Below are 22,064 nucleotides of genomic sequence, written 5' to 3'. Positions count from 1 at the left end.
GCCGACTCGGTTGAGTCGTGGCGACTCATCTTAGCCCGCCATAGGCACATAGCCGCGCTCAATTGAGTAACAACTACTCATCTTACCGCCTCCGCACGCATGCTGCCGACTCGGTTGAGTCGTGGTGACTCATCTTGACCCGTCATAAGCCATGCTTGCGCTGTCGCCTTCGTGACGTTCCGCCTTAACTCTCGAGGCTCAACGATCCCCGGGAATTTTGTCTTCCGAGGAGATCAGCAGGCTTTTTTATACACAACAAAAAGAACCGCGTTACAACGCGGTTCTGTACATTTTAAGTATGGCGCGCCACGCCGGGATTCGAACCCGGGACGCACAGTTTAGGAAACTGTCGCTCTATCCTGCTGAGCTACGGGCGCGCGACCGAAATCCATTATAACAAAAAAACGGCCAAACGAAAAGGCGCGTTCTTCCCAATCCGATTGCAAGCCCCGCATAAACGCGTTATCTTTAACGTAGCAGAACGGCCGCGGGCCATAACGGTTGGGCGGGGCGGAGCCAACATTGGCGGGGGAACGACAGAGGTCCGGTTTTCGGCTTCCGGCTTGAGCCCGCTGCGTCGGGGAAAAAGCGTTCGATCGAAGTTAACGGTCCCAAACGACCGTTATTCAGGCCGCGGACCTGGGTTTGGCGAAATAGCGGTCTGATGAGACCGTTAATCGCGAGGAGTGCCGCAGGTTTGACGAAATAGCGGTCCGAGGAGGCCGTTAATCGCGAGGAGTGCCGCAAGTTTGGCGAAATAGCGGTCTGATGAGGCCGTTATCGGGGGGCAATCGTGCCCAAATCGAAGAACGCAAACGAATTAACGGCGCAAAATGACCGTTATTCCCGGAGACAGCTGAAAAAAGCGGTTAACGGCCGGAAACGGCCGCTAATTCCCGCCAGGGAGCCGCAAACGGCAATTCGCGGTCGAACCGGGCCGTTATTTTACTTAAAGGTGGGCCATACATGTCGGTTAACATTCGCGATGTGGCAAGGGCGGCGGGCGTGTCGGTGGCGACGGTGTCCAAGGTGATGAACGGCTATACGACGGTCAACGCCAACACGAGAGAGAAAGTGCTGCGCATCATCGAAGAAACGCAATACCAGCCGAACGCGGCGGCGCGCTCGCTCGTCGGGCAGAGGTCGATGACGCTCGGCGTTTTTTTGACGACCGGGCTTTCGCATCCCTTTTTCGCCAGCGTGCTTAGCGGCATCGACGAGGCCCTGAAAGAGAAGGGGTACGATCTGATCTACCTCGCGCAAGCGTCCAGCCATCGGGACTACAGCATCGTCCGCCACTGCCGGACCCGCCACGTCGAGGGCGTGATCGTGTTCGGCTTTCAGCGCGACGAACGGGACTTCGAGGAACTGATCGGCTCGGGCATCCCGGCCGTGTTCCTCGACATGGACATCGCCGGCCCGCGCCTTGCGGTCATCACTTCCGACAATGTCGAAGCGATGCGGGCGGCGGTCCGCCACCTTCGCGAGCTCGGCCACGAGCGAATCGCCTTCATCGGCGGCCTGCCGGAATCGCTGGTCGGCATGCAGCGCCACGAAGGCTACCGGCTCGGCCTTCGCGACGGCGGCTTGCCGTACCGCCCGGAATACGCGGCGGACGGCGACTTCGGCCGCGCAAGCGGCGCCCGGGCGATGCGCGGCCTGCTCGCCCTGCCGGAGCCGCCGACGGCGGTCGTCTGCGGCTCCGACATGAGCGCGTTCGGCGCGCTCGACGCCGCCGCGGAGGCCGGGCTATCGGTGCCCGTCGATCTGTCCGTCGTCGGCTTCGACGACATCGAGGCGGCGAGCGTCGTCCGCCCCGCGCTCACGACGGTGCGGCAGGACATGCCGTCGATGGGCCGCCGGGCGGTCGAGCTGCTGGACGGCATGATCCGCGACGCGGACTTCCGCCCGCCGGCCCGGGAGGTGCTGCCGACCGAGCTGATCGTGCGCGGCACGACCGGTCGTCCGGCCAAGCCGGGCTCTTAAGCCGCAAGGGAGCCCCACCGCCATGTCACGCCTCCTCTCTCAGCTCGTCGACCAGGTTGGCTTTGGCCATGCGGCGAAGCGGTCCCTGGACGGCGAACAGCCCGACTCCGAACGCGAAGACGCAGGCGACCGCGGCGCCCGCCCACGGAAATTGAAACGTGATGCCTTGAATCCCCCCGTCCAGCTGGACATACAGGAAATAGCTAAGCGCCGTCCCCAGCAGCAGCCCCCAAAACCCGCCGAGCAGCCCGATCCAGACCCCCTCGAGCGAAGCCATCCGCCGAAGCTGCCCGCCGGTCATCCCGACCGCCTGCAGCAAGCCGAACTCCCGGCGCCGCAGCAGCAGATTCGTCTGCACCGTGTTGATGATGTTGAGGCTGCCGATCAATCCGATAACCGCCAAAAATCCGTAAACAAAGACGTTCATTTGCACGGTAAACTGCCGGTTTGCTTTCTGGGTGGCGGCGACATCGACGTATGAAGCGTTCGGGATCGACCGCACGAGACTTTCCAGATACAGGCGAATCGGTTCCGCGTCGGCTCCGTCCTCCAGCGCCACGTCAAACCCGGTTCGTCCGGAACCGTACGCCGAATCGAACGCGATAATGTCGGCCGGTACGAGAGCGGACAGCTTCTCGTGCATCTCTTCCGTTGCCAGAACCGACAAGCCGCTGTTATTGTAGCGGGAGCCAAACGGATTTTCCGACAAAATGCCGCCGACCGTCACTTCGGCGACAACGCGCTCTTGCCGGTTCAGGCCTTCTTCGCCGTAACCGGCGGGTATCGCCAGCGTCAGCTTGTCGCCTACCCGGAGCCGGGCCGCGTCGAGAACGGATACCGGCCCGTCCCGGACCGGGGTTTGGACCGTCTGGACGAGGACGACCGCGTTGTCCGCGGCGAGCCGCTGCGGATCGGTCGTGCCGGAGACGAGATAGCGCCCGGCCTCCTTCATCCGGCTTTCGTCGTACACCCGAAGCAGCGATGGCGCAGACAGATAGCTTTCCCCGTTGTAGCTGACGGGTTCATATTTTATTCCCGTAAGCTCCGAATATTCCGGGTTGAGCCGGCCGCTCGGCAGCCAGGACTGAAACGACAGCGACGGATAGGTGCCGTAAACGCCGCGAACCCCGGGGAGAGCCGCCGTATTCTCCAGCATCTCGTCCGTGATCGGCGATGTCCCGGGCTTGCCGGAATCGCCGTATTCATAAACCGAAAAAGCGATCCGGCTTTCTTCGTTGGAGGCGACGGTCATGTTGAACGATTCCTGGGCAAAATAATGAAACACAATAAACAAGGTCACGCTAACGACGACGGAAAACGTCGTGATCCGGAATTTGGTCCGGTTGCGCCGGATGTTTTTGGCCGCCATTTTGCCCCCGACTCCGAAACCGTTCAAAGGGGAAGGCAGCCGGGCGCGGCGCACGGACTCTTGCGCGATGCTGCCGGCGCCTTTGACGGCTTCGACCGGAGAGACGCGGGAAGCCTTGCGCGCGGGAAGCCAGGCGGCGACGTATACCGCGATGAGGCCGACGACGACGCTCAGGCCCATGATCCGGTTGTCCCAGGCAAGCTCGAAGCCTTCGATCGCCAAGATTTGATATCCGTTCGAGACCATGACGGAGATGACGAGCCACAGCGCGCCCCAGCCGCACAGCAAGCCGACGGGGATGCCGATCGCCGCAAGCGTCGTCGCTTCGCGAAGCACGATATGGCGAATCTGTCTGGGCGTAGCCCCGAGCGTTCGAAGCAGGCCGAACTGGCGAATGCGTTCCAGCACCGATATATGAAAAGCGTTGTAAATGACCGCGCCGGTCGACACGACGACCAGGCCGATCAGCGTTCCGAAAATAATGAGCATCGATTGGTTCGTGCTGTTGTCCGGGCTCTCTCCCAAGTACGTAAGGAGCCGGCCGTTCGTGTTGAAGTTTTCCCATTTGGCCTGGAATTCCGGGAGCGAGCCGCTAATGTCGACGCCCGGCTTGAAGGCCATCATCAGAAGGAGGCCGGATTGCTCGGCGGCCTTCTTGTCGTCCATCCGCGTGTACGCGAAGGAGGCGCCGCCGCTTTGACCCGCCCGGGAATTGACGAGCGTGCCCGTTATCCGATAGCGGCGATCTTCGCCGTCCGGTCCGGTCAGCTCGACCTCGCCGCCGATTCCGGGCGATCCCGGGAGATGCTGGAGCAGCCATTGCTCGACGACGATTTCGCCCGTCGTCCGAGGCATTTCTCCTTCCTGGAGATGGAGCGGCGCGAGGGCGAATCCGTCCTCGTTCATTTCATTGACTTGAATCCTGTAAACCTCGCCAAGCGACATTTCCGGACCGTACCGGAGGGCCCCCACCCGATCGAGCAGCGCGTTGTTTTTCATCTCTTCCAGCAAGCCGCCGTCCGCTTCGCCATAGGAGAAGTGGTACGATCCGTATTCGCGGATCGTCTGCTTCACCATGCTGCTCCAGATGCTTTGGCCCATCGTGCCGAGGGCGCCGATCAGGGCGACCGACAGAACGATGCCGAAGATCGTCAGCGCCGACCGCTTGCGCTGTGCCCGAAGATATCGTCCGGCCAATGCGGCGTAGCTTTTCATGGCCGGCTCACCCCGCGGCTGTCGTCGACGAGCCGGCCGTCCTGGATGCGCAGAACGCGGTCGGCTTCCGCTGCGACGTTCATGTCGTGGGAGATGACGATGACAGTTTGGTGATATTGGCGAACGGCGAGCTTGAGCAGCTCCAGCACTTCGCGTCCGTTGGCCGAGTCCAGGTTGCCGGTCGGCTCGTCGGCGAGGACGATCGCGGGCTTGTAGGCGAGCGCCCGGCCGATAGCGACCCGCTGCTGCTGGCCGCCCGACAGCTCGGACGGGAGGTGCTTGCGCCGGTTCTCGAGTCCGAGCGTGGCGATGAGGTCGCGGACGTACGCCCGGTCCGGCTGGCGATGGTCAAGCAGCAGGGGAAGCTGGATGTTTTCCTCCACGTTGAGCACCGGGACCAAATTGTACGATTGAAAAGTCATAACCACCGGCTTAGCCGGTGGCTTCCATCAGCCCTATAAGGGCATGTTACAAGCAAGCGCCTCTAAGGCGCTCTGAAGATCTGCCAACCGCGTGTTACCTCAGGCTAGCCCCTGGAAAGGGGCCTCTTTATACGCCCTTTTTCACCGACTCACCCGTAAACGGGTCGATCAGTTCCTTCATCGTGAGTTGTTCGTAGTTCTTGTCCTCTGTTAGTTGATTCCGAATGTATTCGGCGATTACCTTTTTGTTTCGTCCCACCGTATCGACGTAGTACCCTCTACACCAAAACTGTCGATTGCCGTAGCGGTACTTCATATTCGCAAATTTATCGAAGATCATCAGTGAACTTTTTCCCTTTAAGTATCCCATAAACTCGGACACGCTTAGCTTCGGCGGAATACTCACGAGCATGTGGATGTGATCCGGACATGCTTCAGCTTCGAGAATTTCTACCCCTTTTCGCTCACATAACTCCCGGATGATTTTTCCGATTTCCCTTTTTAATTTCCCATAGATCACTTGCCGCCGATACTTCGGGGCAAATACGATATGATATTTACAGTTCCATTTCGTGTGTGCTAGACTGCTCTTGTCCATCCCTTGTCCTCCATTGATGTTTGGTAGCGGTTGGCAGACCGGCTCCCATATTATCATTGAAGGTCAAGGGATGACTACTCATAGCTATAAGCTTTCCTGAACCCCCAGTCGAACTGGGGGTTTTCTTATACAATAAAGCCGATTTTCCGGCGACGGAAAACGGCGCGTTCTTTTTCCTTCAGCGCGTACAAATTTTCCCCGTCGATATAAACCTCGCCGGACGTCGGACGATCCAGGCCTCCGATCAGGTGCAGCAGCGTGCTTTTGCCCGAACCGCTCGCGCCGACGATCGCGACAAACTCCCCTTGGCCGACGCCGAAGCTGACGTCGCGCAGCGCTTCGACGAGCGTCGAGCCTTTGCCGTAGCTTTTGCTTAAACCGGCCGTTTCGATTACGTTCATTCGAATCTTCCTTTCCTCGTTTGCAGCTTTACGAGGCAAGTATACGAAGCCCTCCTTACAAAAAGGGGCAGGCCAATCTTACAACCTTGTAAGCCTTCGCGGCTGCGCCCTACGCTCCCGGAGGCTTTCCGCCGCCACCCGGCTCCGTTCCCGAAAGGCCGATCTGCGGCCGGCGTACGGGGAGCGTCAGCGTAAACGCGGCGCCGCCTTCCGGACGATTGCGGGCGGAGAGCAGGCCCTCGTGCCGTTCCGCGATCGATTTGGCGAGCGGAAGGCCGAGGCCGACGCCGCTTCCGCCGGACGAAGTCCGGTAGAACTTTTTGAAAAGATGGGGCAGGTGCTTCTCCTCGATTCCCGGCCCCTCGTCCAGCACCTCCAGCCGGACGAGCGCCGGCGTCCGCTGCCAGCGTACCGTGACGTCGCAGCCGGCCGGACTGTGCTCGACGGCGTTTCGGACCACGTTGGCGATCGCTTCCGCGAGCCACCGGCTGTCGTGCGGCACGACCGCTTGTTCCGCCGGCGCCTCCAGCTTCAGGTTCACCTGCCGCCGCCGCGCCCATTCCCGAAGCGGCTCGACCGCGTCCTCCACCGTGCCCGCGAGATCTTTCGCCTCCGGACGCAGCTCCAGCGCGTCGGCTTCGAGGCGCGCGATTTTGAGCATCGTCAGCGTAAGCCACTCCATCCGGTCAAGCTCCTGCCGGCAGGTGCTCAGAAACGTCTCGGCTTCGTCCGGCCGGGTCCGCTCCTGCCGCAGCAAATCGACGTAGATGCTCAAGGAAGCGAGCGGCGTCTTGAGCTGGTGGGAAATGTCGGCGATCGTCTCTTTCAAGAAAGCTTTTTCCCCCTTGAGCTGCCCGATCGTCATCTGCAGCCGGAGCGCCAGCTCCTGTACCGAATGGGCAAGCAGCCCGAGCTCGCCTTCGCCGTAAAGGCGAAAGCGCATCGGACGGTTCTGCTTGACCGCGCTTTCGAGCGAAAGGGCGAGCGCGCGCAGGCTGCCAAGCTGCAGCCGCTGCTCGCGGAGCAGCGCGAACCCGAGCGCGGCGAGCAGCAGCAGGGCTCCGAAGGCAAGCTCCGTCGCGGTCCGGCTCCGGAACGCGGACACGGCGGGCGGGAGCTCGCCGGCGAGCCGCTCGCCCGCGCCGTGCCTGTCCGCCAGCTCCCGCCCGAGCGCGACCGCCTCCGGGTCGGCGCCGCTCTCGGCGATCAGCTTCGGCAGCTCGTCCGCCAGCTCCGGATGCGCGGAAGCGAGCGTGCCGATCACGGCCGCTTGCCGGTCGTACCAGTCGCGCTCCAGCCGCTCGGACGCGTAGTTCGAGAACAGCCCGATCAAAACCGCGGCCGCGACCAGCGCGGCAAGCAAAATGGCGGCAAGCCGGCGGACGGGCGGATTGCGCCATAGCCGGGAGGCGGTCAGCGGACTTTCGTCTATCCGTTCCATCGGTATCCGGCTCCCCTTACCGTTACGATCCGCTGCGGATCGTTGGGCGTTTCTTCGATTTTTTCGCGGAGTCTCCGAATGTTTACCGCGACCGTATTATCGTCGAGAAAGTCCCCGTCGTTTTGCCATAAGCGCTGAACGATTTGCTCCTTCGACAGCACGGCGCGGGGATGCTTCATCAGCAGGGAAAGCAGGCGAAATTCCGTCATGCTGAGCGAAACGGGCGCGCCTTGCTTTTCGACGCGCATTTCATCGGGGAACAGGACCAGGTCGCCCGATTGCAGCGCCGCATCGCCGGCGGACGAAGGCGGGACGGAGCGTCGTCGCAGCACCGCCTGAATTCTCGACAGAAACTCCCGCAGCCGAAACGGCTTCGTAATGTAATCGTCTCCCCCGATGTCGAGCCCTCGGACGACGTCGATTTCCGTATCGCTCGCCGTCAGGAAGACGACGGGAACGTCGGTCCGTTCGCGCAGCCAAACGCAAAAGTCGAAGCCGCTGCCGTCCGGCAACTGCACGTCCAGAACGATCAGATCAAAGTCTTGTTGAACGACGGCGGCTTGCGCGTCGGCAATCGACCTCGCGCCGGATACCGCATACCCTTCCTGACGAAGCGTAAACTCGACGCCGCGATGAAGGGCTTCGTCGTCTTCCACCAGCAGCAAGCGAGGCGCCATTTTGTTCGCACATCCTTTTGTTGTATTTTGTGGAATACTACTTTCGGATTAATCCACGGGCAGTCAGACCCAAAAATTGTCGTAAATTGAAGGAAATTATAACGTTGTTATCGACACTATTCTACATGATTCAAGAAATAATTAACTTATAATAAGGAAGAGTTAAAAATAGGAATCGTTGCTCGGCGAATTTGCCGGAAAGGGGCGGCCAGGAGACCTATGGACAATCAGCTCATCATTCATCGCCTGCAATCGTTGCAGAACAGACTGCGAGAGTTGGCGGACAACCTGGGAAATCTGACCGATCCCGAAATCCTCAGAGTCAGCGAAGAAGCGGACCGACTGATCGTTCAATTGCAAAGGATGTACCTGGAACAAGCCGGCAGGCACCGGCACGGCAAGGAAGCGTTATTTCCGGACCCGCAACCTCCGGAAAAAGTCCGTCAAGAGGGCGGCGCATTGTCCCTGAAGCACTCCTGACGTCCATTCGGTCGTATGATTGAAACGATGATCTTGCAGCAAATCCATCAACGTGCCGACGCAGCCCGCTTTCGGATCTTGAGTTCCATAGACGACCCTCTCTACCCGAGACTGAAGGATCGCGCCCGCGCACATTGGGCATGGCTCCAGCGTGACATATAAGGTGCATCCCAATAACCGCCAAGCCTTCAGATTTTCGCTTGCCTGCCGGATCGCAACCATCTCGGCGTGGCCGGTGGGATCCTTCGTCGTCTCCCTTACGTTATACCCGGCTCCGATCACGATGCCTTCCCGGACAATGACCGCGCCGATCGGCACTTCTCCGAGCCGTTCGGCTATTTTGGCTTGGTTAATGGCCTCTTGCATCCACAATTCGTCCTCCGACAAGGGGGCAGCTCCTCTCTTTTCCCGCGAACATTCATTCGTTGTTAACATGCTGTGCACAATTTTGTGGATAAAATAACTTTACCCACAGAGTTATACACAATATTGTGATTAAATTGGGGATATTGTGATTCGTTTGGGGATAAGTTCCGCCGTCTTCGGTTCTGCTTATCATTTTATCAAAGGGGATTGGAAGTGCAAATTCAACCGGAACGCGAATATAGATATAGAAGGTGTGGACAACCCGAATCCAACGCCCAAGGAGGGATGGCTGTGAGTTTGACGAAGCCTGTCGGTTACCGCTTTCGCGTTCGGCCGGGACGGGAAGCGTCGGGCAAGACGAGCATTTTGGGGCAGGCCACTTGCACGGCGGAAGAGCTGACTTCGTTCGCCAGAAGGCGGAATGCCGGAGCGCCCGATTGCGCCGGGTGGTATGTGGAGATCGGCGAGCGTTACGGCGTGCGGGGGGATTTGGCCTATTGCCAGGCGATGTACGACACGAAAATGTGGACAAAAGAGGCCCCGCCTTCGGAGGAAAAGCTGGCCGAAACGGCGGAAGCCCGGATTCGCGAGCTGCGAAGCTTTGCCGTCGAAGGTCCGCCGTTCGGAGTGCCGAGGACGGCCGTGAGCATGGCCCAGGACGAGCGGAAAATGAAGCAAAGCCGGCCGCGCTGCTGGGAGGATTTGAACGGGAAATGGCCGGGCGCGGGCGACCGTTACGGCCAGGACATCGTATCCATTTGGAGAAACCTGCTGGAATGGGCAGGTAAAGGAGGCGTGCGCGTGGAAAAGAAAGGGGAGAACGGTTCGACGACGTCCGAACGGAACGAGGACGATCTTGCTTGGCTGCGCGAGCGGCGGCTGCTGCCGCTGCCGGAGCCTTCGTCGGGCCGGGGCGTGACCTGGGGCGAACTGGCCGCGCTGCTGCGGCGGCTGGAGGAAAGGCGTCCGGAGGAAGGGCGTTCGGGCAACGCCGCTGCCGAAGGCTGAAGGCTGAAGGGGCGAAGGCCGGCCGAGGAAGGGGCAGGCGGGCGCGGCGGATTTATTGGCAAGCGGAGCGAGGCCTATGTTGGATTTTGTCCAATCAAGGGAGCGCAAAATGCGGAAACCGTTGGCTTGAATGGATTTTATCCAACGAGCAACTTGGAATTTGGGCGAAAACGCGGAAAAGGCCTCGCCTGATTGGATAAAATCCAACGAAGCCGGAAAGTTTCGCGAAAAAGCCGATTTTGGTTGGAAGAAATCCAACCAAGCTTCGCCGAACCCAACGTCATCGCGGCCCAATCCCGTGCAATCCTGCATACTCATCGCTTGCCTAAAGAAAGAAGGAAGCCATTATGTCATCATCATCTTTTGCCAAAAGCAGCAAGACCGCCGGAGCGGGCGGGGGAAAGAGCGCCGTCGTGGCCGGGGCCACCGGGCTCGTGGGCGCCCGGCTCGTTGCGCGGCTGTTGGCCGATCCCCGGTACGGCAGCGTGCTCGCCGTCACTCGCCGGCCGCTGGGCGTTGCGCACCCGAAGCTGACCGAGGCGGTTGCGGAATGGGATCGCCTGGAGGAGGAACCGGTACCGTGGCCTGACGGAGGCGACTGGTTCTGCGCGCTGGGAACGACGATCAAACGCGCCAAAACCCAAGCGGCGTTTTACGTCGTCGACCACGATTACCCGCTCAAGTTTGGCCGGGCGGCCGCGGCGGCGGGCGCCGACGCGCTGCTCGCCGTCACCGCGATGGGGGCGGACGAGCGCTCGCGGATTTTTTACAGCAGGGTCAAGGGCGAAACGGAGCGCGACCTGGGCAAGCTCGGGCTGAAAAGCCTTCATCTCTTCCGCCCGTCGCTGCTGCTCGGGGATCGGGACGAAAAGCGGGCGGGCGAAAGCTTCGCCTCCGTCGTCATGACGGCGACCGCGCCGTTGTTCGCCGGACCCTTGCGCAAATATCGCGCGGTGCAGGCGGACGCCGTCGCGGCGGCGATGATCGCGGCGGCAGCCTCCGCGCGTTCGGAAGGAACGTTCGTCTATGCGAACGACCGCATTCTCGATTTGGCCGCGTCCGCCGAGACCGGTCAAGACGGACAACAATAACGGCCTGCCGCAGGGGCAGGCCGTTCTCTCCGATCGTTTTCAGTTCGCCGCTTGCGCTTGAGTTTGCGCTTGAGTCTGCGTTTGCGTCGTCTGACCGGCACTCGCCGTTACCGTGAGAGTCGTCTCTTCGGTGGCGGGATCGGTATATTTTCTCAAGATCGACACTTCGACGCGGCGGTTTTTCGCGCGGCCGTCGGCGGTCGCGTTCGAGTCGACCGGACGGTACTCGCCGTAGCCGATCGCGCTGAACTTCTTGGGATCGTAAGCCGGGTTTTGCAGCAGGATCATCATAAAGTTGATCGCCCGCTTGGAGCTCAAGTCCCAGTTCGAGTCGAACTCGGCCGTGCGGATCGGCACGTTGTCGGTATGGCCGGAAACGACCATCTCGTAATCCGGATATTCCTGGAGCATCTGCCCGATGGCAACCGCGAGCGTCCGCGCTTCCGGCTTGATGTCCGCTTCGCCGGAAGCGAACAGCGCCGTGTCGCGGATCGTGATCAGCAGCTCCGACTGGTTCAGCTGCGTTTGCAGCTGCGTGGAAAGGCCGTTGTTCTGAATGTATTGATCGAGCGCCTGCTTCAGGTGTTCCAGATTTTCCTGCTCTTGCTGCTGCAGCTGCTCGCGGGTCATCATGCCGTCCTCGGTATGGCGCTGGCGCATGCTGTCGCTCAGCTCGCTTTCGCTCTCGACCATGGCCGACATGTCCAGCAGGCCGACGCCCGAGTTGAAGGCGCTGCGGAACGCGTTGCTCATCGCCTCGAGCTTGGACGTATTGACCGAGCTGGCCGCGTAAAGCACGATAAAAAGGGCCAGCAGCAGCGTCATCAGGTCGGAATAGGGAAGCAGCCAGGATTCGTCCGCATGTTCCTCATGCGGCTCATGCCGTTGCCGCTTTTTGCTCATTGGCCGTCTCCTCCTGCTCTAACAACTTCTGCCGTTCCGTCGGCGTCAGGAATACCGACAGTTTCTGCTGGATGGCGGTCGTGGACACCCCGGATTGAATCGACAGGAGCCCTTCGACCATCATGAGGCGCAGGTCGATTTCTTTCTTGGACAGGCGCTTGAGCTTATTGGCGATCGGGTGCCAGAGCACGTACCCGGAGAAAATCCCGAGCAGCGTGGCCACGAAGGCGGCCGCGACCGCGTGTGCCAGCTTCTCCATCTCTTCCAGGTTGCCGAGCGCGGCGATCAGGCCGATAACGGCGCCGAGAACCCCGAGCGTCGGCGCGTACATGCCCGCCTGCGAAAAAATCTGCGCGCCCGCCCGATGGCGGTCTTCCGTCGCGGAGATATCTTCAAGCAGAACGTCGCGGACGAAATCCTGATCGTTGCCGTCGATGATCATCCGCATGCCGTTGCGGAGGAACTGGTCTTCGATCTCCTCGACGCGGGCTTCCAGCGCGAGAAGGCCTTCGCGGCGGGTAATCGAGGCCCAGTCCGTGAACATCCGGATTACCTCGGACCGCTCGACCAGTTTGGGCTCGACGAATACGATTTTGAACAGCTTCGGTATTTTGGCTAAATCTTTCATCGGGAAGGCTACGCATACGGAAGCCGCCGTACCGACAAAGATGATGACGTAAGCTGCTGCGTTGTTGACCAGGTTGATCAGTGGAGCGTCCTTCAGCATCATGCCTAATACAAGCGCGCCCAAACCCAATACTAAACCTATAATCGTTGAGTTCTTCATTCCTACACCCCAGCTTGTCATGAATAAGTGCATCGTCTTGCCGTTCGGAAGCGACACGTTATTCTTTTTATCGACAGCTTTGGGGTAAAGTATTAGAGATGAACCTGCTTTTTCACAAATTTGCCGTCCGCGGCCGGCGCGCGATCGGGGCGTTTCCGGAAGGTGAACGCGGGAGAGGAGCGACAGGATGGAAAAAAAGAAGCCGCTCGAGGAAGCGGAGCTGGGCGAGGCGCTGCGGAACTTGCAGGGCTGGAAAATCGAAGAGAACAAGCGAATCGCGAAGTCCTATTTATTTCCGTCATTCGGGGATGCGGTGTCGTTCGTGCAAAAGGCGGCCGATATCGCGGAGAAGCAAAATCATCATCCGTTCATCTCGATCGATTATCGTCGAGTGACGCTGCGGCTGACGACGTGGCATTCGGGCGGACTGACGGAGCTCGACGTCGCAGCCGCGGCGGCATACGACGAGCTGTACGGTCCGTCGTAAAGGAAAACCAAAAAAGACGGCCGAACGAGGGGACCGCCCCCGCCCGGCCGACGCTTGCCTTTATCCGTCGCTCAAGGCGCGGTTTATTCCTCTTTGACGACTTTGCCAAACAGCGACAAGGCGTACAAAGCCGCTACGCCGACGACAATGTATACGATTTTGGAACCGACTTCGGCGCTGCCTCCGAAAATCTCGCTCACGACGTCGTACTCGAACAGTCCCACCGAAAGCCAGTTCAGGCCTCCGATAATGATGAGGATCAGGCTGATTACATTGAGCGTCTTCAAACCGCAACAGCCTCCTTGGAGAGTTTGGGTCGCACCCTTTACACATGTATGTGAGGGCTGCGCGGCATATTCCAGTTGGCGGCTCGTCGCGGCGAAACCATGATTACCCGGAAGCGTATAAACCCATAATGGAAAATGAAGATGAGAAGGAGGCGAACGACAGATGAATTGTCCGGTATGCCACGACACGCGCATGAGAGAAGTGGAAAAGGACGGCGTCATGATCGATATTTGCCCGAGCTGCAAGGGCGTATGGCTGGATCGCGGCGAGTTGGACAAGCTGATGAAAGAGGTTCGCGAGGTCAAGGACGATTACAACGACTGGTACTACCAGGACCGGAGACCGCCGCAGTCGCCCCCGCCGCAGTCGTACCCGCAGCAGGGCTACCCGCCGCAGCAGGGATATCCTGCGCAGCAAGGGTACCCGCCCCAGCAAGGATATCCGCAGCAGGGCCATTCGAAATACGGCTACGATTCGAAATACTACGGCCATAAGCATAAGAAGAAGAAAAGCGTCCTGGACGTGTTCGGCGACTTGTTCGAGTGACCGGGCGGCCGGGGCTTCGGATCAGGTCGTGAGTTCAGGGCCGCGAGGTCAGAATCGCGAGTTCGGGATCGGGAGTTCAGGGTCGCGAGGTCCGAATCGCGAGTTCGGAATCGGAAGTTTAGGGTCGTGAGGTTAGAATCACGGTTCGGGATCGCCCTTTGGGGCGGTCTTTTTTGCCGTTTGGGGGAAGAATCCGGGGCGTTTTGGCGAATTATGCTCCGAAAAGACGTACAGTTGCAGACCCCAAAGCGGCAGATGACGGAGGTTCGTATGAACTATCATACAAAAGCGTATGCAGAACCACCTGATGGAGCGGGTTTGTATGATAAATTGTACAAATAAAGTCATGAAAGCGGCAAATGAAGGGTTTTTGTATGAAATATCACACAAAAGCACCCAGCAGAACCACCCGACGGGCCGATTTTGTATGAAATATCATATAAATGGCATCAAAAAAGCGCCAAATGACGGTGTTTTGTATGAAATATCACCCAAAAGCGCCAGCAGAACCGCCCGACGGGCCGATTTTGTATGATAAATCGTACAAATGTCATCGCGAAAGCGGCAGCGGAACCATCCAACGGGCCGACTTGGGTTGAGAAATCGGTTGGGTTCATGGACAAGCGGAAGGATGAAGCGGATTCAGGGATCCTGCTACAGCTTGGAATACGGGTGATCATTTCAGCGGGAGATCGATCTACCGGGAAAATGGAACGCGTTGCAGCTGGATTGGATTTTGTCCAATCAGCGGAGCGAACACGGCGAAAAGGGGAAGCTGCGAAGGATTTTGTCCAATGAGAAACGGGGCTTCCGGACGTGAAAAAGCTCCCGCCAGGTTAGACGAAATCCAACGTAGACCGCGAAATTTTGCAAAAAAGCCGCTCCCGATTGGATAAAATCTGATAAAATCCATCGAAGCTCCGACCAAATGAAAAATGCGCTGAGTCTGCAGGGGCGGGCAGAAGCCATCAGGGGCGAGGACAGCGGTTCTCCTCCTGAAGCACCATGCAGCAAATATGGACGCATCCGTGCATCGCCCGTTTCGTGTACGTATCGGTAACGGCAAAGCCCGCCTTCTCGTAAGCGCGAATCGCCCGCTTGTTCCACGTTTCCACCTCAAGGTCGATTTCCGCTCCGGGATGGCGAGCGGCCGCCTCCGCGCACAGGCTGCGCATCAGTTCCGGTCCCCAGCCCCGGCCGCAGCAGTCCGGCCGAAGCCCCAGGCCGAGGCGGACGACCCCCGCCAGCGGGAAAAACTGCGCATACCCAACGAGCCGGCCAAGCGCGTCGCGAACCGAGGCGTACTGCGCGCGGCGGATATCCGGATCGCCGAATTCCTTCCCTTGCGACCGCATTTCCTCCCACGACGGCCAGCGATACCGGTCGTAAGGGGCCGGGTATCTCCAGGCGCATATTTCGGCCGCGTCCGTCTCCGTCATCGGGCCGATCCGGAAATCCGTCCATCGCACGCCCCTTCTCCCCTTTGCCCGAGAATATCGTTCCTCCAGCATACCACAGCTTCTTCTTCGTGGTATAATGAATCCGCTTCGCGCCGATCGGAGGATCGGCCGGATGAGAGATAAGGAGAGAGAAAATGGCATTGCCGATGAAACGGATTCTTTTGTTGAGCTGCATGGCTTATTTGACCGTAGGTCTCGGCCAGCTCGTGGTCGGTTCGGTCATGGAGCCGATGGTGCATGCCTACGGCATCGGCTACGGCGACGGCGGCCAGTTGGTCATGCATCAATTTTTGGGCGGTTTGACCGGCACGCTGTGCGCGCCCTGGCTTATTCGCCGGTTCGGGCTCAAGAGCCTGCTGACGGCGGGGTTCGCGCTGATGGCGCTGGCCGAGTTTACGTATGTTGCGCAGCCTTCATGGGCGATCATGCTGGCGGCGGCTCCGCTTGCCGGCTTCGGATTCGGCTGCGTGGAGACGACGGTCGGGTCGCTCATCATCAGCTCGGCGGGCAACAAGGCCAATTCGGCTCTGAGCCGGGTGGAGGTGTTCTTCGGCATCGGCGCGTTGGCGATCCCGTTCGCAAGCGCCGCGCTGATCGATATCGGGCAGTGGCGGCTCGCGTTCGCCTGCGTCGGCGGGCTGGCGGTCGCGACGCTGGCGTCGTGGCTGCTGCTGTGGCCGGCGGCGCTGAAGGGAAGCGCCGCGGGCGGCGGACCGGAGGCCGGACGGGCGGCCGCCCGCCCTCCGCGGCTGAGCGGCCGCGTGAAGCTGACGCTTGCGGCCTGCGCCAGTTTTTTCTTCGTTTATGTCGGCTTTGAAATGAGTTTCGCCCATTATTTGCCCTCGATGCTGGTTCAGACCGGAGGCGTGTCCGAAGCGGGCGCGGCGCTGGCTTTAAGCGTGTTCTGGGGAGCGATGACGCTCGGGCGACTGGTGGCGGGACAGCTTGCGGACCGGTTCGGCGGCGCGGCCTACCTGATCGTCTCCTGTTCGGTCTGCGCCGGCGCGTTTATTCTGATGAGCTTGCTGAGCGAAAGCGTCGTCGCGACGATGGCGCTATCCTTCGTCGCGGGCTTCGCCATGTCCGGCCTGTTTGCGATCGCGCTCGTGTTCGGAACGCGCGCCGCTCCGGAGCAGACCGTTGCGCTGACGAGCTTGCTGCTGGGGTGCGGGCTGCTTGGCAGCGCGGTGCTGCCTCGTCTGGTCGGCGATTTTCTCGACCGGTTTGGCGCCGGCCCGACGTATGCGATCGTGGCGGCCCTCGCCGTGCTGCTGCTCGCGATCGCCTTCGTCGCCGTGGCCGCGAACCGCTCCCGCGGAAGGAGCGAGACGGCCGCGGCCCGCGGGTAGGGGCGGCGAATGCTTTTCAAATAAAACGGTTCATTTTAAAAGCCAAAGGAGTGGATGAACATGCAAAACATCGTTTCGATGAAATGGACGCTCGCCCGCATGTACGAGCCGGATCTCGTCATCGCGGACTGCCGGTTCTGGCTCGGGAAGCCGGATGCCGGAAAAGCCGCCTATGACGAAGACCACATTCCGGGAGCGGTGTACCTCGATCTGGAGCGGGATTTGTCCGCGCCCGTCGGCGAGCACGGCGGACGGCATCCGCTGCCGGAAGCGGACGCGCTAGCCGCCAGCCTGAGCAAGGCCGGCATCGGCAACGGCACGCGGGTCGTCGCCTACGACGACCAGGGTGGGGCGATGGCTTCCAGACTGTGGTGGCTGCTCAAATATATGGGGCATGAAGAAGTCTATGTAATGGATGAAGGCTATTCGGCCTGGAAAAAGAAAGGCTATCCCGTAAGCGAGGAGCAAAAGATTATCGTACCGGCGAGCTTCGCCGCCCGTCCGCGCCCGGAAATGGTCGCGGACGTGGAGAGAGTGCGCGAGATCGTGTCGGGCGGGGGCGCGCTGCTGGTCGATTCGCGCGAGGCCCCGCGCTACCGCGGCGAGGTCGAGCCGATCGACCGCGTGGCCGGGCACATTCCCGGCGCGGTCAACCGCTTCTGGAGCGAAGGCCGCCGCGCGGACGGCACGTGGAAGTCGCCGGAGGAGCAGCGCGAGCGGTTCGCGGATTTGCCGCGCGATCGCGACATCGTCGTCTACTGCGGCTCCGGCGTCACCGCGACGCCGAACGTGCTGGCGCTGCGCGAGGCGGGGTTCGACCGCGTGAAGCTGTATGCGGGGAGCTGGAGCGATTGGATATGCGACCCTTCCAATCCCATTGCTGTTGGAGACGAAGAATAACCGAGAGACGTATAGCAGTACTTACACGATGAATACATCGCCGTGGGATCTAAAGCCCCGACGATGTATTTTTTATTTTCTGAAGTCAACACGGAGTCAACAAGCCGCCCAAAAGCGGTTGTTGGGAATGCTTTCATAACGGGTCAAACCGAACGTTCGCTCGCATCCTGCGTGATGCCCTGTTCAGACAAACAAAGGGCCGGGTCAGCCCACCATTACGATGCTGCAAATCCCGGCCCAACGATTGATAAGAAATAAACAGAAACACTTAAGTCAACAATTCGAAAAGGCGGTGCTTCGATTCAAATTCAGGCGACTTATGGCTTTGTGATTTTATAGACCGAAAAAAACCTCCAATCGGAGGTTTTTTCAGTTATCATAAGGCTAAAATGTTCATTTAGGCGGAGGTGCGAAAATGGCTAAAAAAGCAGAGCCGTTGCCGATTCAGCTGTTCCCGGATGCGGAGGCGTTCGAGGAATGGCTGGCGGAAAATTACGAGGTTTCTCCAGGGATTAGACTTCAGCATGCGAAGAAAAATTCCGGAGTCCAGTCTGTTTCGTACGTGGAGGCGCTTGATGTCGCGCTTTGTTATGGCTGGATCGACAGCCAGAAGGAAGCGCACGACGAGAAGACGTGGTTGCAACGCTTCACGCCGCGCGGCAAGAAGAGCATCTGGTCGCAGGTGAACAAAGACAAGGTCGCCGCCTTGATCGAGAGCGGCAGGATGAAGCCGCCTGGCTTGCAGGCGATAGAGACCGCGAAACAGAACGGCCTATGGGACGCTGCATACGCGCCGCAAAGCACGGCGGAAGCGCCGGAGGATTTCGCCGCCGAGCTCGAGCGAAATCCGCAAGCGAAAGCCGTATACGACGGACTTAACAGGCAAAACAAATACGCGATGCTGTTCCGCCTGCAAACGGCAAAAAAACCGGAAACGCGCGCGAACCGCATCAAGCAATTCATCGAAATGCTCGAAAAAGGAGAGAAGCTTTATCCATAAAGGAGGCCTCTATCGTGAGCAATCTCGTAATCGCGGCATCCCCGCAGACATAAGCCAGCATACAATTTGCAAACAACAGTATTGCTGCCCTGCCGATCTTCGGGTTGTTGGCGTTCCATTCAGTATGACCAGCCACCTGCCCGATTTTTCTTTCATGAACTCGCAGCCATTCCAAGTCAATCGTCGCTTCTTCTCAATCTACTTTCGACAGCGCCAAGACGAACGCCTTCATAGCCGCGTATTCCGACTCCGCCATCCAGTTCTCTAGCTGCTTTTCATCTCCGCTGAAGCAAACTCGCAACGCTTCTTTGAGCTTCGAAAAGTAGGATTCGTCGTTCGAGTCCTGGCTTTCTTCCTTTAAACCTTGAACAAGCTCGCTCCAATCCGGGTTGTCCTGGTCGTAATAGGAGCGTTCCGGATACTGACGCGCGAGCTCTCCGGCCGTATCCAAGGTGCCGGACAAATAAATGACGCTCGCGATATAAGTGCCGATGAATCGATTCGAGGGATCGTTCTCTTGGGCCTGCCGAAGCTGCGCCTCGCCCTCTTCGACTCTCCCTTGCTTCAGCAGCAGCCTCCCGTATTGGGCTTGAGAGTAGCTTTCCACCCTTCCTTGACGGGCTTCGTTCAGCATGCCGTAATATCGGTCGACTTGGGCCCAATCTCCGACGCTTCCATAGTATTCGATCAAGGGAAAAATGGCGTTTCCGGTATCATCGACGCTTGCCAGCTTCTCAAGGTACGTTACGGAAGTCGCGTCGAGCGGGCGCTTAGCGTCCCTGGCGTTAATCTTCAGCAGTTTAGCTATCATCCGAAGACTATGCTTATCGTGGTCGTTTCGTTCATAATCCGCTTTGTACCCGAGCAAGGCTTCCTCCGTGCGGCCCTCCAGAAGCAACCGGTCGGCGTCGGTAAGCGTGCGCTCCTTCAGATAGAAGAAGGGAAGAGGCCCCATCGTCTGCTCGTTCAACCGGTAACCGTTGCTCCGCGTCAACAGCTTCCCGTCGGCATCGTAGGCTTCCACGCTCCAGGAGAATCGGCTGGACGGATCGGCGTACCCAAGCAGATTAGAGGGGTCGGGGATTTCCTTGTCTCCGAATTTTTTATATGAAAAGCCGCTTTGGACACTGTAGAGCGTTTCGAGAGGCAGCTCGATGGAATTGCTCTCGATATGTTCCTTGATTTGGTGTCCTACCGTACCGTTTTCGACTGGAAAAGTCCCGTTCAAAGTGTAGAATGCGGCTCCTTCGACGGGCTCCCATTCGAATTTGACCGTCTTGCCGGTAACGACTTGCTGGTCCACCGGGGAGCGTAATTGGATTAACCTCTGCAAGGTAATGTTCCGGGTCAGATGTTCTCCTCCCCGAAGATCGATCCACTCCTCGTTATAGTTTGCAGGTCGCGTCCAACCGTCGATTTGCTCGAAGTTCAGGCCGATGTAGATCACGTAACTGCCGGGGGCAACGCCTTTGAACGCAAAGTTTCCCTCCGAGTCGGTCAATGTCTGGTAAGGTTCGCTTTCGATCAGGCTATGGTAGACGTCCCTGCTGCTTCGCAAGTACACCCCGATGCCTGCCATCGGCTTGCCGTCACTTCGTTTAATGGTTCCGGATACGCTTGAAGCCGCATTGTCGCGCTGTTCCATGATCCGGGTTTGGAGCTTCGCGATATTGTCGTTAAGATACGTATCCTTCTGGTTCGGCTCTTCGCTCAATTCCGTCAACAAGCGCTCCGCCGTCCCGAAATCTTCGGCATCCGCGTAGATTTTCGCTCGGGCCAGCTTAAGCTCTCTTCTCTGATTATCGTAACGGCCCGAAAGCCTTTGTTCCGTCCGCTCCAGCGCGCGAATCGCGTCTTCAGTCCGGCTTAGAATGAGATATTCGAAGGCCAACTGCTTCGCCGCTCTAACTAAATAACCGTCGATTGGACCGCCTTCCAGATAGGCTTCCAAGTACTTGATTTTCTCCTCTCTCGTCCAGCGCGGCGCATCCGGAAGCGAGGCTGCCGTAGAAGAGTAGAACGTTCCCTCTCCCGCTATAACGTCGAATCTCGTCATGCTCATGTCCGAACCGTTCTCGATCATGTAGCGCCGGATAAGCTCCCACTTGTCGTCCCCGGATGAAGCATCGACTACTCGAAGCAGGTCATTTTTTCCGCCGGCCGTCCCTTGCTCGAAGTGCTTTTTGGCCATCGCGACTTCGATCCTGGGCATCACGATTAGCTGGAGAAGGACAAACGAGGCGCACAGGGCGACGGCGAGCGCGAAGAGATGCTTAACTTTGATCTTTAATTTCAACGCCTTCCACCGCCTTCTCGTAATCGTCCTTCCAGTAGGTATTGCCTCCTGCTTCCACGAGCTGTCTTCCGGCGCGAGGCATATCCCCTGTCGACTCCCCTTTACCCGTATCCTCTTGTAACGGGGCAACGAACAAAATTGCCAACAGCACGGCGAAGCTAGCGCCTATCGGAATAAGCGGCAGTTCGAGTTCGTAATTCCACAAAGCTCGCAGCTTGGCCCGCCATGAACGGGGATGGGTTCGATCCAACACTTCCGCGCCTTTATGAAAACGCAGGTCTCCGAGCTCTTCCTCCAGCCTTTTTCTAATGAACTCTTGCTCTTGCTCCGGTTTCATTCCCATCCTCCTGTTCCTCCAGCATGAGCTTAAGTTTCGCCCTGCCTCTCGCAAGCCTGGCCTTCACCGTATTTTCGTTGCTGCTTGTTTGTTCCGCGATCTCGGCCACGTTTAATCCGTTGAAATAAAATAACACGATCGTCTCGCGATATTTGTAATCAAGCTTCAGCAGCGCTTCGCTTAACTTCTTGTTGCGCCATGCGTCGATCAAGAGCTCCTCCGGGCCCGGTTCTTCTTCCTCAATCATTTGTTCAACATGGGATAGAGGAAATATTCGACTCCAGCTCCAGGTACGCATTTTCATCCGGCACCGGTTTACGGTGATTCGTAGAAGCCAACTTCCAAGCCGGTCGGGATCTTGGAGTTGGGCGATCTTGCGATAAGCCTGTATGAACGTATCCATGACGGCTTCTTCCGCGGCTTGCTTGTCTTTGACCAACAAGTAAGCCGTACGCATCAGTTCGTTGCCGTACCGCTCCATTAACGCTCGAAGCGCGGCTTCGTCTTTTTCCTTCAAGCCCAGAACGATATCCAGAAAGCTTCCTCCTCCCCCTATGTTAAGATGCTTCTTGAATGACTTCGGTTGCGTAAATCGAAATAATAATGAAGAGAGGTATACCGAATACGGATCGCCCGATGTTCTCCATCTGAAGGAAG

At 58.8% G+C, this 22,064-nt stretch carries 22 protein-coding genes, 1 tRNA gene and 1 pseudogene; 9 read left to right on the top strand and 15 right to left on the bottom strand.

What is annotated here, in order from left to right; all coding sequences use genetic code 11:
• Positions 1 to 299: 299 nt before the first annotated feature.
• Positions 300 to 377, bottom strand: a tRNA-Arg gene (locus B7E11_RS03195).
• Between the two features lie 589 nt (positions 378 to 966).
• Here B7E11_RS03195 and B7E11_RS03190 point away from each other — a divergent pair.
• Positions 967 to 1,986 carry a LacI family DNA-binding transcriptional regulator gene (locus tag B7E11_RS03190; protein ID WP_080832174.1) on the top strand — a complete coding sequence of 340 codons (1,020 nt, stop codon included), beginning with the start codon at positions 967 to 969 and terminating at the stop codon, positions 1,984 to 1,986.
• 25 nt (positions 1,987 to 2,011) lie between these two features.
• On the opposite strand, the gene B7E11_RS03185 is transcribed toward B7E11_RS03190, so the two are convergent.
• From B7E11_RS03185 to B7E11_RS03160, 6 genes and pseudogenes are all read right to left on the bottom strand, one after another.
• Positions 2,012 to 4,570: an ABC transporter permease gene (locus tag B7E11_RS03185; RefSeq protein WP_080832173.1), complete on the bottom strand. Its 2,559-nt coding sequence runs from the start codon at positions 4,568 to 4,570 to the stop codon at positions 2,012 to 2,014.
• A complete protein-coding gene (locus tag B7E11_RS03180) occupies positions 4,567 to 4,998 on the bottom strand; it encodes an ABC transporter ATP-binding protein (RefSeq protein WP_342744442.1) in 432 nt (143 codons plus the stop codon). Before B7E11_RS03180 ends, B7E11_RS03185 begins: the two co-directional genes overlap by 4 nt.
• 121 nt (positions 4,999 to 5,119) lie before the next feature.
• On the bottom strand, positions 5,120 to 5,590 hold the full coding sequence (tnpA, locus tag B7E11_RS03175; RefSeq protein WP_080832172.1) for an IS200/IS605 family transposase: 471 nt from the start codon (positions 5,588 to 5,590) through the stop codon (positions 5,120 to 5,122).
• A 131-nt stretch (positions 5,591 to 5,721) separates the two neighbouring features.
• A pseudogene (locus B7E11_RS03170) lies at positions 5,722 to 5,991 on the bottom strand (ATP-binding cassette domain-containing protein); the annotation flags it as partial.
• Between the two features lie 109 nt (positions 5,992 to 6,100).
• On the bottom strand, positions 6,101 to 7,432 hold the full coding sequence (locus B7E11_RS03165; RefSeq protein ID WP_080832171.1) for a sensor histidine kinase: 1,332 nt from the start codon (positions 7,430 to 7,432) through the stop codon (positions 6,101 to 6,103).
• Complete coding sequence (locus B7E11_RS03160; protein ID WP_080832170.1) at positions 7,420 to 8,109, bottom strand: response regulator transcription factor; 690 nt, start codon at positions 8,107 to 8,109, stop codon at positions 7,420 to 7,422. The genes B7E11_RS03165 and B7E11_RS03160 overlap by 13 nt, the downstream gene beginning before the upstream one ends.
• 219 nt (positions 8,110 to 8,328) lie before the next feature.
• Between B7E11_RS03160 and B7E11_RS03155 the strand changes: the two genes are divergently transcribed.
• Positions 8,329 to 8,589 (top strand): aspartyl-phosphate phosphatase Spo0E family protein, encoded by a 261-nt coding sequence (locus B7E11_RS03155; protein ID WP_080832169.1) that lies wholly within the window; start codon positions 8,329 to 8,331, stop codon positions 8,587 to 8,589.
• Here the strand turns inward: B7E11_RS03155 and tadA are convergent.
• A complete protein-coding gene (tadA, locus tag B7E11_RS03150) occupies positions 8,518 to 8,976 on the bottom strand; it encodes a tRNA adenosine(34) deaminase TadA (protein WP_275901451.1) in 459 nt (152 codons plus the stop codon). The genes B7E11_RS03155 and tadA overlap by 72 nt on opposite strands.
• A gap of 270 nt (positions 8,977 to 9,246) precedes the next feature.
• Between tadA and B7E11_RS03145 the strand changes: the two genes are divergently transcribed.
• The gene (locus tag B7E11_RS03145) at positions 9,247 to 9,963 is read left to right on the top strand and encodes a hypothetical protein (protein WP_080832167.1); all 717 of its coding nucleotides are present in this window, start codon (positions 9,247 to 9,249) and stop codon (positions 9,961 to 9,963) included.
• A 347-nt stretch (positions 9,964 to 10,310) separates the two neighbouring features.
• The gene (locus B7E11_RS03140) at positions 10,311 to 11,054 is read left to right on the top strand and encodes a Rossmann-fold NAD(P)-binding domain-containing protein (RefSeq protein ID WP_080832166.1); all 744 of its coding nucleotides are present in this window, start codon (positions 10,311 to 10,313) and stop codon (positions 11,052 to 11,054) included.
• Positions 11,055 to 11,093: 39 nt separating this feature from the next.
• Here B7E11_RS03140 and motB read toward each other — a convergent pair whose 3' ends face one another.
• The gene (gene motB / locus B7E11_RS03135; protein ID WP_080832165.1) at positions 11,094 to 11,957 is read right to left on the bottom strand and encodes a flagellar motor protein MotB; all 864 of its coding nucleotides are present in this window, start codon (positions 11,955 to 11,957) and stop codon (positions 11,094 to 11,096) included.
• The gene (gene motA / locus B7E11_RS03130) at positions 11,932 to 12,744 is read right to left on the bottom strand and encodes a flagellar motor stator protein MotA (protein WP_080832164.1); all 813 of its coding nucleotides are present in this window, start codon (positions 12,742 to 12,744) and stop codon (positions 11,932 to 11,934) included. Before motA ends, motB begins: the two co-directional genes overlap by 26 nt.
• Before the next feature lie 187 nt (positions 12,745 to 12,931).
• On the opposite strand from motA, the gene B7E11_RS03125 reads away from it, so the two are divergent.
• The gene (locus B7E11_RS03125; RefSeq protein WP_080832163.1) at positions 12,932 to 13,231 is read left to right on the top strand and encodes a 4a-hydroxytetrahydrobiopterin dehydratase; all 300 of its coding nucleotides are present in this window, start codon (positions 12,932 to 12,934) and stop codon (positions 13,229 to 13,231) included.
• Between the two features lie 83 nt (positions 13,232 to 13,314).
• Here the strand turns inward: B7E11_RS03125 and B7E11_RS03120 are convergent, their stop codons facing one another.
• The gene (locus B7E11_RS03120; protein ID WP_080832162.1) at positions 13,315 to 13,518 is read right to left on the bottom strand and encodes a DUF378 domain-containing protein; all 204 of its coding nucleotides are present in this window, start codon (positions 13,516 to 13,518) and stop codon (positions 13,315 to 13,317) included.
• Between the two features lie 163 nt (positions 13,519 to 13,681).
• On the opposite strand from B7E11_RS03120, the gene B7E11_RS03115 reads away from it, so the two are divergent.
• Positions 13,682 to 14,065, top strand: coding sequence for a TFIIB-type zinc ribbon-containing protein (locus B7E11_RS03115; protein WP_080832161.1), 384 nt, complete (start codon positions 13,682 to 13,684; stop codon positions 14,063 to 14,065).
• A gap of 968 nt (positions 14,066 to 15,033) precedes the next feature.
• Here B7E11_RS03115 and B7E11_RS03110 read toward each other — a convergent pair.
• Positions 15,034 to 15,534 (bottom strand): GNAT family N-acetyltransferase, encoded by a 501-nt coding sequence (locus B7E11_RS03110; protein WP_176220582.1) that lies wholly within the window; start codon positions 15,532 to 15,534, stop codon positions 15,034 to 15,036.
• 125 nt (positions 15,535 to 15,659) lie between these two features.
• On the opposite strand from B7E11_RS03110, the gene B7E11_RS03105 reads away from it, so the two are divergent.
• From B7E11_RS03105 to B7E11_RS03095, 3 genes are all read left to right on the top strand, one after another.
• Positions 15,660 to 16,874: an MFS transporter gene (locus B7E11_RS03105; RefSeq protein WP_245809605.1), complete on the top strand. Its 1,215-nt coding sequence runs from the start codon at positions 15,660 to 15,662 to the stop codon at positions 16,872 to 16,874.
• A 60-nt stretch (positions 16,875 to 16,934) separates the two neighbouring features.
• Positions 16,935 to 17,774: a sulfurtransferase gene (locus B7E11_RS03100; RefSeq protein ID WP_080832159.1), complete on the top strand. Its 840-nt coding sequence runs from the start codon at positions 16,935 to 16,937 to the stop codon at positions 17,772 to 17,774.
• Between the two features lie 415 nt (positions 17,775 to 18,189).
• Complete coding sequence (locus B7E11_RS03095; RefSeq protein WP_080832158.1) at positions 18,190 to 18,774, top strand: YdeI/OmpD-associated family protein; 585 nt, start codon at positions 18,190 to 18,192, stop codon at positions 18,772 to 18,774.
• Between the two features lie 193 nt (positions 18,775 to 18,967).
• Here B7E11_RS03095 and B7E11_RS03090 read toward each other — a convergent pair whose 3' ends face one another.
• Genes B7E11_RS03090 through B7E11_RS03080 form a run of 3 tightly spaced genes read right to left on the bottom strand, consistent with a single transcriptional unit; the run spans position 18,968 to position 21,924 of the window.
• On the bottom strand, positions 18,968 to 21,070 hold the full coding sequence (locus B7E11_RS03090) for a carboxypeptidase-like regulatory domain-containing protein (RefSeq protein ID WP_080832157.1): 2,103 nt from the start codon (positions 21,068 to 21,070) through the stop codon (positions 18,968 to 18,970).
• On the bottom strand, positions 21,048 to 21,407 hold the full coding sequence (locus B7E11_RS03085) for a hypothetical protein (protein WP_080832156.1): 360 nt from the start codon (positions 21,405 to 21,407) through the stop codon (positions 21,048 to 21,050). The genes B7E11_RS03090 and B7E11_RS03085 overlap by 23 nt, the downstream gene beginning before the upstream one ends.
• Complete coding sequence (locus B7E11_RS03080; RefSeq protein ID WP_245809604.1) at positions 21,376 to 21,924, bottom strand: sigma-70 family RNA polymerase sigma factor; 549 nt, start codon at positions 21,922 to 21,924, stop codon at positions 21,376 to 21,378. The genes B7E11_RS03085 and B7E11_RS03080 overlap by 32 nt, the downstream gene beginning before the upstream one ends.
• Positions 21,925 to 22,064 lie beyond the last annotated feature (140 nt).

It is taken from the genome of Cohnella massiliensis (assembly GCF_900169535.1).
GTDB classification, from domain to species: Bacteria; Bacillota; Bacilli; order Paenibacillales; family Paenibacillaceae; genus Cohnella; species Cohnella algarum.
This window is presented reverse-complemented; position numbering and strand designations above follow the sequence as displayed.